General features: G+C 71.9%; 10 protein-coding genes. 4 read left to right on the top strand and 6 right to left on the bottom strand.

The genetic code is table 11. From position 1 onward, the window contains the following. Nucleotides 1–173: 173 nt before the first annotated feature. The 6 genes from ACH4U8_RS41390 to ACH4U8_RS41415 all read right to left on the bottom strand — a co-directional run bounded on the left by ACH4U8_RS41390 (nt 174) and on the right by ACH4U8_RS41415 (nt 8,174). Entirely contained in the window at nt 174–1,142 is a 969-nt protein-coding gene (locus ACH4U8_RS41390; RefSeq protein ID WP_360323643.1) for a carbamate kinase, read from the bottom strand. A gap of 274 nt (nt 1,143–1,416) precedes the next feature. Beyond that, on the bottom strand, nt 1,417–2,952 hold the full coding sequence (locus ACH4U8_RS41395) for a carboxyl transferase domain-containing protein (protein WP_395783406.1): 1,536 nt from the start codon (nt 2,950–2,952) through the stop codon (nt 1,417–1,419). Then, nucleotides 2,949–4,157, bottom strand: coding sequence for a CoA transferase (locus ACH4U8_RS41400; protein ID WP_360323639.1), 1,209 nt, complete (start codon nt 4,155–4,157; stop codon nt 2,949–2,951). The genes ACH4U8_RS41395 and ACH4U8_RS41400 overlap by 4 nt, the downstream gene beginning before the upstream one ends. A 248-nt stretch (nt 4,158–4,405) precedes the next feature. Beyond that, nucleotides 4,406–5,332, bottom strand: coding sequence for an NmrA family NAD(P)-binding protein (locus tag ACH4U8_RS41405; protein WP_360323637.1), 927 nt, complete (start codon nt 5,330–5,332; stop codon nt 4,406–4,408). Nucleotides 5,333–5,518: 186 nt separating this feature from the next. Then, the gene (locus ACH4U8_RS41410; protein ID WP_360323635.1) at nt 5,519–6,307 is read right to left on the bottom strand and encodes an LPXTG cell wall anchor domain-containing protein; all 789 of its coding nucleotides are present in this window, start codon (nt 6,305–6,307) and stop codon (nt 5,519–5,521) included. Nucleotides 6,308–6,584: 277 nt separating this feature from the next. Beyond that, the gene (locus tag ACH4U8_RS41415) at nt 6,585–8,174 is read right to left on the bottom strand and encodes a PucR family transcriptional regulator (protein WP_395783408.1); all 1,590 of its coding nucleotides are present in this window, start codon (nt 8,172–8,174) and stop codon (nt 6,585–6,587) included. 40 nt (nt 8,175–8,214) lie between these two features. Between ACH4U8_RS41415 and ACH4U8_RS41420 the strand changes: the two genes are divergently transcribed. The 4 genes from ACH4U8_RS41420 to ACH4U8_RS41435 all read left to right on the top strand — a co-directional run bounded on the left by ACH4U8_RS41420 (nt 8,215) and on the right by ACH4U8_RS41435 (nt 12,427). Continuing rightward, nucleotides 8,215–9,744, top strand: coding sequence for a purine-cytosine permease family protein (locus ACH4U8_RS41420; protein ID WP_395783410.1), 1,530 nt, complete (start codon nt 8,215–8,217; stop codon nt 9,742–9,744). Then, entirely contained in the window at nt 9,741–11,072 is a 1,332-nt protein-coding gene (gene codA / locus ACH4U8_RS41425; protein ID WP_395783412.1) for a cytosine deaminase, read from the top strand. Before ACH4U8_RS41420 ends, codA begins: the two co-directional genes overlap by 4 nt. Nucleotides 11,073–11,343: 271 nt before the next feature. Continuing rightward, nucleotides 11,344–12,243, top strand: coding sequence for a helix-turn-helix domain-containing protein (locus ACH4U8_RS41430; protein ID WP_395783414.1), 900 nt, complete (start codon nt 11,344–11,346; stop codon nt 12,241–12,243). After that, a complete protein-coding gene (locus ACH4U8_RS41435; protein WP_395783416.1) occupies nt 12,230–12,427 on the top strand; it encodes a DUF397 domain-containing protein in 198 nt (65 codons plus the stop codon). The genes ACH4U8_RS41430 and ACH4U8_RS41435 overlap by 14 nt, the downstream gene beginning before the upstream one ends. The last annotated feature ends 686 nt before the right edge of the window (nt 12,428–13,113 follow it).

Genomic DNA, 13,113 nt, shown 5'->3' on the forward strand with positions numbered 1-13,113 from the left:
TTCTGTGCGGTTCGCTGCCGCGCACGACACGCGGTCGGTTGCCGCGTACGCCACGCGGTCGGTTGCCGCGCCGGTCACGCGGTCGGCTGCCGCGCCTGCTGTGCGGTTGTCTTCCCTGTTTGTACGCCGTCGACCCCGGCCGCCCCGATACGCCGGGCCGGGCCGCCGGGCCGCTACGCGCCCGACTCCACGACCGTCCCGGACTCGCCCGCCACCGCGGCGGTGATGCGATCCAACGACGTGATCACCGAGCGCCGGCCGCCCTTCTCGACGAAGCGCACCGCCGCCTCGACCTTGGGCCCCATGCTGCCCCCGGCGAACTGGCCGGCCGCGGCATGCTCGCGCAGTTCCTCGGGGGTGACCCGGCCGATCACCCGTTCGTTCGCGGTGCCGTAGTCGAGCATCGCGTTCGGCACGTCGGTGGCGATCACCAGCACGTCCGCGCCCACCGACGCGGCGAGCAGGGCCGCGGTGAGGTCCTTGTCCAGGACCGCCTCCACGCCGCGCTCGGCGCCGTCCGGGTCACGCACCACCGGGATGCCGCCGCCACCGGCCGCGACCGTGACGAAGCCCGCCCCGACCAGGGTCGAGATGGCCGAGGCGTCGAGCACCTCCAGCGGATCCGGCGAGGGTACGACCCGCCGCCAGCCCTTCGCGCCTCGGTCCTCCCAGTGCTGGCCGAGCGCGACGAAGCGTTCCGCCTCGGTCTGCGGCAGATGCCGGCCGACCGGCTTGGTGGGGTGCGCGAACGCCGGGTCGGCGGCGTCCACGAGCGTGCGGGTGACCAGCGCCGCCACCCGCGCCGTCTGCCCACGACGCCGCAGCGCGGCCTCCAGGGCGGAGACGATGGTGAAGCCGAGGGTGCCCTGGGTCTGCGCGCCGCACCAGTCCAGGGTCACCGGCGGCACGACGTGTGCGGTGAGTTCGTTCTTGACCAGCAGGTTGCCCACCTGCGGGCCGTTGCCGTGGGTGAGCACCACCTCGACGCCGGAGGCGATCAGCTCGGCCACCGCTTCCATCGCCACCGCGACGGCGGCGCGCTGGGCGTCGGGAGTGGCGCTGCCGTCCGGTCCCGTCATGGCGTTGCCGCCGAGGGCGATGAGTACTCGCCCGGTGTCGCTCCCGGTGCGGGGAGTTGGCATGTGTCGAACTCTCCTGTTCCTGTCGTACGCGGGAGTCCCGGCGTCCCGTCCGGGACTTGGGACTCTAGGCGGATGACCAGGTCGATGGCTTGGGAGTCTATTGACCACAAAACCCGATCGATCTGGCAGAACTTGCCGAGCGGTACGCGCCACGGGCGGGTCGCACACGAGCGGCTCGGGCGTCACGCTCGGGCCGCTTGGGCGTCGGACGAGCCCAGACGGGTCCCGAACGCCCAGAGGAGCCCCGGACGGGCCCGAAAAGCTCTCGCGGCCCTCAACACCCCAGTCGTGCGTACCGCTCCAGCCGCGCCGCGCGCCGCTCGGCCGTGGGTCGGCGCAGCAGGCCGACCAATTCGTACTCCAACACCTGGGCCAACCGGGCCAGGAACGCGTCCGGCTCGTCGGAGGCGTCCGGCCGCTCGGCCACGATCCTGTCCACCACCCCGTCGCGCAGCAGGTCCAGCGACCGGATGCCCTGCGCGGCGGCGATCTCCGCGCCCCGGGTCGGCGTGCGATAGCGCAGCGCCGACGCGCCCTCGGGCGGTAGCGGCGACAACCAGCCGTGCTGGGCGCACAACACCCGGTCGGCGGGCAACAGCGCGAGCGCGCCGCCCCCCGCGCCCTGCCCGAGCAGCAGGCACAGTGTCGGGGTCGGCAGGGTGACCAACTCGGCCAGGCAGCGGGCTATCTCGCCGGCCAACCCGCCCTCCTCGGCCTCCCGACTCAGCGCCGCGCCGCCGGTGTCCACGACGCTGACCAGCGGCAGGTCGAGTTCGGCGGCCAGCCGCATGCCGCGCCGGGCCACCCGCAGGCCGGCCGGGCCGAACGGGCCGTGACTGGACTGCCGGGCCCGGTCCTGGGCCAGCACCACGCACGGCGCGCCGCCGAACCTGGCCAACGCGAGCAGCAGACCGGGGTCGCTCTCGCCCTGGCCGGTGCCGTGCAGCGGCACCACCGCACTCGCGGCGTGTCGCAACAGGGCGCGGGCGCCCGGGCGTTCGGCCCGACGGGAGAGTTCGACCGAGGTCCAGGCCGGTACGTCGGCCAGGTCCTCGACGGGCAACGGCGCGACGTCGGGCAGTTGTTCGCGTGGGGCGGTGACGATGTCCAGGACACGTGCGGCCACTTCGCCGAGCCGATCGGGCTCGACGACGGCGTCCACCAGGCCGTGCGCGTACAGGTTCTCCGCGACCTGGACACCCTCGGGGAAGAGTTGCCCGTGCAGAGCCTCGTACACGCGCGGGCCCAGGAAGCCGATCAGCGCGCCGGGTTCGGCGGCGGTGACGTGGCCGAGCGAGCCCCACGAAGCGAGCACACCACCGGTGGTGGGCCCGCGCAGGTAGACCAGGTACGGCAGGCCGGCGCTCTTGTGTGCGGCGACCGCGGCGCTGATCCGTACCATCTGGAGGAAGGCGACCGTGCCCTCCTGCATGCGGGTGCCGCCCGAGGTCGGCGAGGCGACCAGCGGCAGCCGTTCGGCGGTGGCACGTTCGATCGCGGCGACCAGGCGCGAGGACGCGGCCACCCCGATCGAGCCGGCCAGGAAGCCGAACTCGCAGGCCACCACCGCGACTCGGCGGCCCCTGATCCGCCCCTCCCCGGTGACCACGGACTCGTCCACACCGCTCTTGGCCTCGGCGGCGCGCAGTTCGTCGAGGTAGCCCGCGTCCAGCCGTTCCGGACGGTGCGGCGCGGCGTCCCAACTCGTCCAGGTGTCGGGGTCCAGGACCAGGCGGATCAGCTCGTGCGCACCGACGCGGGGGCGCCGGGTCGATCCGGGCGCGGTCGCCGGCCCGGGCGCGGTGTTCACGCGCGCCGCGCGGCGTGCAGGGCGCGGGCGTCCTCGGCGTCGAGCCACGCCTGCACGCTGTCCGTGTGCTGGCCCAGCGTCGGCGGAGCCTCGTGCCGGCGCCGACCGCCGTCGGCCGGGCCGTCGCCCACGCCGTCGAGGCGGATCGGCGGGCCGGGCAGGGTGATCGGTCCGAGCGTGCTGTGCATGACGTCGAGCAGCAGACCCTGCGACTTGGTCTGGTCCCACTCGTAGACCCGGTCGATGGTGCGCACCTCGCCCGCCGGGATGCCCGCGGCGGCCAGTTCCGGCAACAACTCGTCCACGGCGCGCTCGGCGAACGCGGCGTTGATCGCGTCCGCGAGTTCGGCCCGGTTGACCACCCGGTCGGCGTTGATCGCGAAGCGCGCGTCGTCCACCGCGAGGCCGACCATCGGCGCGAACCGGGCCCACAACTTCTCGCTGCCCACCGCGACCTGGATGATCGCGTCCTTGCAGCGGTAGGAGCCGTAGGGCTGGAGCGAGGGATGCAGGTTGCCCTGGGCGTGCCCGACCTGGCCGGCCACGGTGTAGTTGGTGCCCTGGAAGGCGTGTACGCCGACGATCGCGGCGAGCAGCGAGGTGCGCACCACTCGGCCCAGGCCGGTGCGTTCGCGCTCGTGCAGCGCGGCGACCACGCCGTAGGCGCCGTACATCCCGGCCAACAGGTCGCCGATCGGCACGCCTATTCGGGTGGGGTCGTCCGGGCCGGGGCCGGTCAGGCTCATCAGGCCGGCCTCGCCCTGGGCGATCTGGTCGTAGCCGGGTCGGCCGCCCTGCGGACCGTCGTGTCCGAAGCCGGTGATGGACAGCACCACCAGGCGCGGGTTGAGCCGGGTCAGCTCCTCCATCGGGAAGCCGAGTCGATCGAGCACGCCGGTGCGGAAGTTCTCCACGAGCACGTCGCTGTGCCGGATCAGGCGGGCCAGCGTCTCGCGGCCCTCCTCGGTCTTCAGGTCGAGGACGATCGATTCCTTGTTGCGGTTGCAGGACAGGAAGTACGTCGACTCGCGCGCGTCCTCCGCCCCGACGAACGGCGGGCCCCAGCCGCGGGTGTCGTCCCCGCCGTCGGGGTTCTCCACCTTGATGACCCGGGCGCCCATGTCGCCGAGCATCATCGCGGCGTGCGGGCCGGCGAGGGCGCGGGAGAGGTCGAGCACGACGAGGTCGCAGAGCGGTCCGCTCACGTCGAAACACCCCTTTCTGCTGTGTGCGGCATTGCGCGTCCGCGCATCCCGGTGGCGTGCGGTGCGTGACGCGTGGTGCTGGTGCGTGGTGCTGGTGCCTGGTGGTGGTGCGGGTGTGCGGCTTCCGGTGCGCGAGGCGCGCAGTCGTGTTCGAGCGCGCCGCGCGGTGGTCTGCGGTGTTCCGGGGCGGAACGCGGGTCCGGGACCGGATGCGTCCAAACTAGGCGGCTCGGAGGCATTGCTCGCCGTCAGTTACTGCCCAACGAATCGCGCTCGCTTGGCAATACTTGGGGTTGGAAGCCCGGCGCGTAGTGCGCGTCGTCGGGCCCGAACACCCGGTGGGCGAAGTCCACGAAGCGGGTCGGCGTGCGACCGAGCAACGCGGCCAGGGTGCGCGGGTTGCCGGTCAGGCCGTGCCGGTCGTAGAACGCGAACATCGCGGTCAGGGTGTCCAGCGCATAGCCGGACAGGCCACCGGCACGGGCACTCTCGCACCAGTCGCGCGGGTCGATCCGACGCGCGGTCACCGGGCGGCCCAACACCTCGGCCAGGTGCCCGGCGATCTGCCGGGGCGTCAACGCCTCGGGGCCGGCCAGCTCGTACACCGCGTCCTCGTGCCCGTCCTCGCACAACACCGCGGCCGCCGCCTGCGCGACATCGCGCAGATCGACGGCGGCGAACGGCGCGTCCACCCGGTAGGGCACCGCGAAGTCGCCGATCCGAACGATCGTGTCCCGGGCGTCGAGGGTGTTCTGCTGGTACGGCCCCGGCTGCAACACGGTCACCGCGAGGTCCGACTCGAACAGCGCCTCCTCGACCCGCGCCTTCGCCTCGTGATGCGGCATCGCCCGCAACTGCGGTCGCAGCACGGAATGGAACACGAACCGCCCCACCCCGTTGCGCCGGGCCGCCGCGATCACGCCGCGCCCGATGGCCGGCTCGTCCGGATGCACGTTCGGCGCGATGTGATAGACCGCCGCGCACCCGCGCAGCGCCGCGTCCAGGTCCGCCGACACGGCCACGTCCCCCACCACCGCCTCGGCCGCCCCCGCCGCCAGCGCCACGGCAACCTGCTCGGGCCGCCGCACGAACGCCCGCACCCGAGCCCCGCGCTCCGCCAACGCCCAGGTAAGCGCCCGCCCGGTCTTCCCCGCCGCCCCGGTAATCAAGATCATGCCCTCAAGCTAGGCACGGCCCACCCCCCGCTGCACCATCCCCCTCCCCCAACCCACCCCCCGAACCTCGTCACAACCTGCCAAAGTCAAAACCCCCACAACCGTCCGCCGAGGCGCAGGTTGTGGGGGTGGGTGCCCCGCCGGGCATCGGCTCGGCGGGGCGCTTCGTTCGAGGCGTTCCGGGCGTCAGGCGGAGTGGTTGCCGCGGCGCTTGCGGAGGAGGAGGCCGCCGCCGACGAGGGCTGCGGCCACGGCGAGGAGGCCGCCGACGGCGATGCCGCCGGTTTGGGCGAGCGAGCCGCCGCCCCCGCCGCCGGTGGTGGTCGCGGGCTTGGTGGCCGTCGCGGTCGCGGAGGAGGTGGCGGACGAGGACGCGGACGACGACGGGGTTCCGGTCGACGGCGTCGTGGTGGTCGGGGGCGCCGTGGTCGCCGGGGCCGAGGTCGACGGCGTGCCGGTCGTCGGGGGCGTCGTCGTCGGCGGAGCCGTGGTCGGCGGCTGGGTGGTCGGGGGCGTGGTGGTCGGCGGGGTGGTGGTCGGGGGCGTGGTGGGCTTCGTCTTGGCCGGGCAGGTGTGGGACAGGTTGAACCAGTCGACGCTGCCGCCCTTGACCTCGGCGACGGCGGAGGTCAGCTTGGCGCCGGCGGGCGATGCCACGTACGCGTGCTTGCCGGTGGGGGGACCGAAGTCGGTGATCACCTGTTGGCCGCCCGGCTGGAACGTCACGGTCAGCTTGACGAAGACCGTCTGGTTCGCGGGCAGTACGAAGTGCCAGCCGTCCTGGTCGGTCGGGATGGTTTCCGGGCAGGAACCGTGCGAGACCCCGTTGCCGTTGGCGGTCTGCGGGAGCGACTGGTGCATGTTCACGGTGTACGTGCCGCCGGCGGCGAACACCGGCGCCGCGCCGGCCGCCACGACGAGCGACGGTATGGCGAACACGGCAGCCCAGCGGGCAAGCGTGGAGGACGAAGACATGGTGATTCCTCTGGCGCAGGACTGAATCGCATCCCGGAGGATCGCTCGGGTCACCCGATCCGAGAATCGCCACCGAGACCGTTCGACGCGCTCGCCCGAGAGACCGCTTCGTCCCCCCCCGGGACCGAAAAGACCCTCGATGAGGGCAGCCGAGATTCCCACCCCGCCGAGCCCCTCGTCAAGATCGAACTGTCCCGAATGGCAGTCGTTCTCCGCTTTGGACACCAGGCTCGGATATAACAATTTCCACCAACACGGCGATAGCCGGGTGGGTGCGTCATGTCGGATGTGCACCTCGGGTGATCAGCAGATCGCGGGCGGTCAGGGCGGCGCGCAGCGGACCCTGGCGATCGGGCGCGTCGGGGCTGACCCGCAGCAGGGATTCGATCAGGGCGAGCCGTTGGTGCACCGACTGGCGCCGCAGGAACAACACGCCGGCGGTTTCGGTCTTGGAGCAGCCACAGCGCAGGTACGCCTCCAGGGTGTCCACCAGCCCGGTGCCGCGGGCGGCGTCCGAGGCGAGCAGCGGGCCGAGTTGGTCCTCGACCAGATCGGCCAGCTCCTCCGGGGTCAGCCGGTCCAGCACCCGCTCCAGCGCCCACGCGTCGGCGAGCACGGTGTCGGCGACGACCCCGGACCGCACCGGCCGCAGCCGGCGGGCCAGCCGCAACGTGTCCCGCGCGGCGCGCAGGCTGTGCCCGACCCGGGCCACATCGCGCACCAACGGCCCGAGCGCGGCGGTCGGCTCGTCGCCCACCACCGTCGGCAGCCCCAGACGCGCGGCCAGCTCCGCGACGTGCGTGTCCCGGTCAAGCGCGATCAGCGCGTACGCGCCGCCCGGCCCGTCGCTGACCAACCCCCGGCCGCCGCACGCCCGCACGCCCTCGTACAGCGCCGTCACCGCGCGCACCGGATCCGGCAGGTGCAGGGCCACGCTCGCCCAGGCCGCCGTCCCGGCCGGAACCAGGCCGCAGACCGTCAACCGCGCCGCCACCTCCCGCGCCGGCAGCGCGTCGCCCAGCAGGCCCTCGACGAGTTCGCGCCGCTCGCGCCCGACCCACCCGTCCCGATCCGCCAGCCGCAACAGCGCCGGCGCGAACACCCGCGCCGCGTGCTCCGCCACCTCCGCCACCACCTCGACCGCCGCCGCGCCCGACCACGACCCGGCCTGCGCAGGACCGTCGCCGTCGAGCCGCGCCGAGTCGCACGGCCGCGCCGCACCGAGCGACAACCGCCCCCACAACGCCCCGCGCAGCTCCACCCCGGCACTCGCGACCGCCCCCGCCGCCGCCTCGGTCGGCGTGTCCGTACCCGCCCACGCGGTGATCGTGCCGTCGATCCCCGCCAACACCACCGGCCGGTCGGTGAGTCGGGACAACGTGCGGGTCAGCTCGTCCACCCCCGCGCCACGCGCGAGCACGCCGGACAGGATCCGGACGATCTCGTTGACGTACCGCAGTCGGGTCACCGCCGAGTCGAGGATGGCCGCGTTGACCGCCTCGGCGATCTCCACGAACGGCACCACCCCACGCAGCACCACCAGCGGCAACCCCACCCGAGCCGCCGCCCGCAACACGTCCGCCGGCACCTCGCGGAACGTGCGACCGACCTCGAACGCCACCGCGGCCACCCCCGCCGCCGCGAGGTCGACGATGTAGCGCCGTCGCTCCCCCGCATCCCGACCGGCCAGGCCCAGGCCCGTGGTGAGCAGCAGTTCGTCACCGCGCAACAGTGGCGCGATCTCGTAGATCTCACTGGAATGCACCCAGCGGACCGGCCGATCCAATTCGGCCCGCGGATCCGGTACGACCGGGTCGGCCCGGCGCATCACCGGATGGTCGAGGACCTCGCGTAGACCCAGGGTCATGGACACTCCGTCCGGAAGATGCGCCAGTATCCCGGTCACCGTGTCCGTTGTCACGACCTCCCGGGCCGAGGAACCTTCGGTGATCGGCCCGGCCCGCCGCCGCTCGCCGGCACCCACCACCGTGCTCCGCTCCGCCCCACCGGAGGTCTCCGTGGCAATCCTCGAAGAACAACCCGCGCAACCGCCCCGCCCCACACCGGCCGCCCTCGACCACTCCCAATCGCTGGAACCGGTCCCCGACGAGGCCCGCGACTCGACCCCCGCGCACCAGTTCTGGATCTGGGCCGGTGCCAACATCGCGCCGATCAACTGGGTGCTCGGTGCCCTGGGCATCGTGCTCGGCCTGGGCCTGCTGGACACCGTGCTGGTGCTGATCGTCGGCAACCTGGTGGGCATGGGCGTCTTCGGCCTGTTCGTGCTGATGGGCCAGCGCACCGGGGTGACCCAGATGGTGCTGGCCCGGGCCGCCTTCGGCAGGCGCGGCGCGTATCTGCCCGCCGCCGTCCAGGGGGTGATCTCGGCCGGTTGGTGTGCGATCAACACCTGGATCGTGCTCGACCTGGTGATGGCCCTGCTGGACAGCGTCGGCTACGTCGGCGGCAACGGCACCAAGGTCGTGGTCGTCCTGGTGGTGATGGCCGTCCAGATCGCGATCGCCGCGTCCGGCTTCGGCGCGATCGCCGGCTTCGAGCGCTGGACGGTGCCGGCGACGCTGGTGGTGCTGGCCGCGATGACCGTGGTGGCCTGGACCCGGCTGGACATCGACTGGGGCCACACCAGCACGCTGAGCGGCGGCGACCGCTGGTCGGCGATGAGCACGGTGATGACCGCGATCGGCGTCGGCTGGGGCATCACCTGGTTCGCCTACGCCTCGGACTACTCCCGCTTCGTCCCGCGCACCACCTCCCGACGCAGGCTCTACGCGGCCAGCGTGCTCGGCCAGTTCCTTCCGGTGGTCTGGCTCGGCGTACTCGGCGCCTCGCTGGCCACGGTCAACGCCAAGGCCGACCCGGGCCGACTGATCGTCGACTCGTTCGGCGGCCTGGCCATCCCGGTACTGCTCCTGGTGCTGCACGGGCCGATCGCGACCAACATCCTCAACCTGTACAGCTGTTCCCTCTGCGCCCAGACCCTGGACATCAAGGTCTCCCGGCGCGTGTTGTCCTGTCTGGTGGGTGCGTTCGCCACCGTCTTCACCCTCTTCCTGGTCTTCCGGGCGAGCCTGGCGCACACCCTGGACACCTGGCTCGCGGGCATGGTCACCTGGGTCGCGCCGTGGGCCGCCGTGATGCTGGTGCACTTCTACGTGTTCGCCCGGCAGCGCATCGACGTACCCGCCCTGTTCGCCGCGCCGCGTCGCGGCCTGTTCGCCGACGTGCGCTGGTCGGCGATCGTCGCACTGGTGTGCGGCATGGTCGCCACCTGGTGCTTCGAGTACGGCGTGCCGCAGGCGCTGCAAGGCCCGGGGGCCGAGGCGATCGGCAAGGTGGACCTGTCCTGGCTGGCCGGCTCACTGGTCGCGGGCGGCCTGTACCTGCTGCTCGGCCGCCGCGAACGAGCCCTGACGTGAGTGCCCGAACCCACCCCGACCCCCTGGAGCGATCCGCCATGCAGGGCAACACCCTCACCGTGACCGACTGCCGACTCCCGGATCGTCCCGAACGGGTGGACATCGCGGTCGACGACGGCGTCATCACCGCCATCACCCGCACCGGCGCCACCACCACCTCCGGTCCCGTGCTGGCCGCCGCCGGCGCCCTGGTCACCCCGCCCTACGTCGAACCGCACATCCACCTCGACACCGCGCTGACCGCCGGCCAACCCCGCTGGAACGTCTCCGGCACGCTGTGGGAGGGCATCGAACGCTGGTCCGAGCGCAAGGCGATGCTGACCCGCGAGGACGTCCTGGCCCGCGCCGAACAGGTGTTGCGCTGGCAGGTCGCGCACGGCGTGCTGCACGTACGCAGCCACTGCGACGTGACCGATCCCGAACTCACCGCGCTGCACGCGCTGATCGAACTGCGCGAGCGGGTACGGGACGTACTCGATCTCCAGGTGGTGGCGTTTCCCCAGGAGGGCATCGTCTCCTTCGACGACGGCGAGGCGCTGATGGGGCGAGCGGTGGCCGCCGGGGTGGACGTGATCGGCGCGATCCCGCACTTCGAGGACACCCGCGAGGACGGTGTGCGGTCGCTGGAGATCGCCTTCGAACTCGCCGAGCGGCACGGCCTGATGGTGGACGTGCACTGCGACGAGATCGACGACGAACAGTCCCGCTTCGTCGAGGTGGTCGCCACCCTGGCCCGACGCGGCGGCCTCGGCGCCCGGGTCACGGCCAGCCACACCACCGCGATGGGCTCGTACAACGGCGCGTACAGCCGCAAGTTGCGCCGCATCGTAGCCCGTTCGGGAATCAACCTGGTGAGCAATCCGATGGTGAACCTGACCCTCCAGGGCCGCTTCGACGACTACCCCAAACGACGCGGGCTGACCCAGGTGAAGGAGATGCTGGCGGCCGGGGTGAACGTGGCGTTCGGCCACGACGACGTGATGGACCCCTGGTTCCCCCTGGGCACGGCGAACCCGGTACAGGTCGCGCACGCGGGGATCCTGGCGGCGCAACTGTCCGGACAGGCGGAGATCGACGAGGCGTTCGCGATGATCACGACCCGGGCGGCCGGGGTCCTGGACCTGGGCGAGCGGTATGGGGTTGCGGTGGGACGTCCGGCGAACTTCCTGGTGGTGCCTGCGGATTCGCCGTTCGATGTGCTGCGACGACAGGTGCGGCCCAGCCACGTGGTGTCGCGGGGGCGGGTGGTGGCGGAGACGCCGGCGGCGCCGACGCGGTTGAACTGGCCGGGGCGGGAGGCGGAGGAGGTGGACTTCGGGCGGCGCTGAGCCGGGTCGGGCACGGTCCGGCATGGTCCGGCACGGTCCGGCACGGTCCGGCACGGTCCGGCACGCACGTATGTACCTCCGTTCATGGTCACGCATTGCGTCGATTCGGCAGCCGTGGGTGAGTTTCGGCCATTAGCATGGCGGCGGAATTTCCGGGCCGAAATGCGCCGAAATTGCACTCGGGCTCGGTAATTCCCGCTGTGGCGCAGAACGTTCTTGCCGGGGTGGGACGTTCGCCGAGACACTGAAATCGTGTGCGGAGGAACGAAAGATGACCCAGGACATCGAGTTGGGCACGCCTGCCCTGTGCCGCTTGCAACTCGGCGTGGAACTACGCCGGTTGCGCTGCGATGCCGGCCTGAAGTCGGGTCAGGTGGCAAAGCGACTCAGGTGGAGCCCGTCGAAGCTGACCCGACTGGAGTACGGGGACAACGCCATCGTCGAGCCGGAAGACGCGGCGATGCTCTGCGGCCTCTACAAGGCTGACACCGAGACACGATCGCTGCTGGTCGACTACGCCTGGGTGACCAAGACGAAGCAGGACCGATGGACGTCGACCGGGGAGCACCCGGCGGTCCGACCGACGATCGCCGCCTTCGTCGGCTTGGAGGCATCGGCCGCCGCGCGGCGTGAGTACGAAGCGGACTACGTGCCGGGTCTGCTGCAAACGGAAGCCTATGCCAGGGCGATTCACCAGACTGCGTCGAAGCCATACAGCCCCGAAGAGATCGAGCTTCGAGTCGCCACACGGATGTCCCGGCAGGCGGTGCTGTACCGAGCGGAAGCACCGCTGGAACTCTTCGTCATCCTCAACGAGTCCGTACTGCGTCGCCGTGCGGGGGACTCGGCCGTGACCCGCGAGCAGCTCGAACACATCGCCGAAGTCTCGACTTTGCGGAACGTCCTGGTGCAGGTCATGCCATTCGGCCTGGGGGTCCACCTCGGCATGACCGGTTCATTTACCATCATGCGGTTCGGCAGGTCATCTGTTACGAGGCCGATCGTCTACATGGAGAACATGGCCGCCAATTGGGTTGTTGCCCAGGAAAGCATCGTCGACAGCTACGAGCACGCTTTCAGCGAACTCCAAGTTCGCGCTCCGGGACCCCAGGAAGCCAAGAAGGATGATCCACGCGGCAATCGAGGAGGTCTGATCCGTGGCTACCAGTGAATGGTTCAAGTCCAGCTACAGCACGGACGTCAACTGCGTCGAAGGAGCCCACACCTGCGATGGCGCAATCTCCATACGCGACTCCAAGGCCCCCGCCCGGGGCATCTTCCTCTTCCGTGAAGCCACCTGGACCCCTTTCCTGACCAACCTGAAGACCAACGAGCTGCCTTCCTACGCCCGATAGGTGGGTCTGGGTGGGGTGTTCGCGGTGGGGGTTGCGTCTCGGTCGGCAGCGGGTGAGTTCGCTGACCGGGTGGCGTGGGCCGGAGGGGGCGGCCTCGTCCCACAGTCGCCGTGGAGTGGGGAGCCTTCGGGCTCCCGGCGAGAGGCGCGCTTCACATACCGGGAAGGGCGCTGGCAACGGCGGAGCGGGGAGGGCGGCCCGGCTAGCTTCGCCGGGGAACCTTGCGGAGTGGGTTGGGTGTTCGCGGTGGGGGTTGCGTCTCGGTCGGCAGCGGGGTGGGTTCGCTGACCGGGTGGCGTGGGCCGGAGGGGGCGGCCCCGCCCCGGAGTCGCCGTGGAGTGGGGAGCCTTCGGGCTCCCGGCGAGAGCCGCGCTTCACATACCGGGAAAGGCGCTGGCAACGGCGGAGCGGGGAGGGGGCCCGGCTAGCTTCGCCGGGGAACCTTGCGGAGTGGGTCGGGTGTTCGCGGTGAGAGTCGCGCCTTGGTCGGCAGCGGGGTGGGTTCGCCGGCCGGGCGGCGTGCGCAGGAGAAGGCAGCCCCCGTCCCACAGTCGCCGTGAAGTCGGGAGCCTCCGGGCTCCCGGCGAGAGCCGCGCTTCACATACCGGGAAAGGCGCTGGCAACGGCGGAGCGGGGAGGGCGGCCCGGCTAGCTTCGCCGGGGAGCCTTTCCGAGTGGGGCGCCGC

The organism is Embleya sp. NPDC020886 (assembly GCF_044333915.1).
GTDB lineage: Bacteria > Actinomycetota > Actinomycetes > Streptomycetales > Streptomycetaceae > Embleya.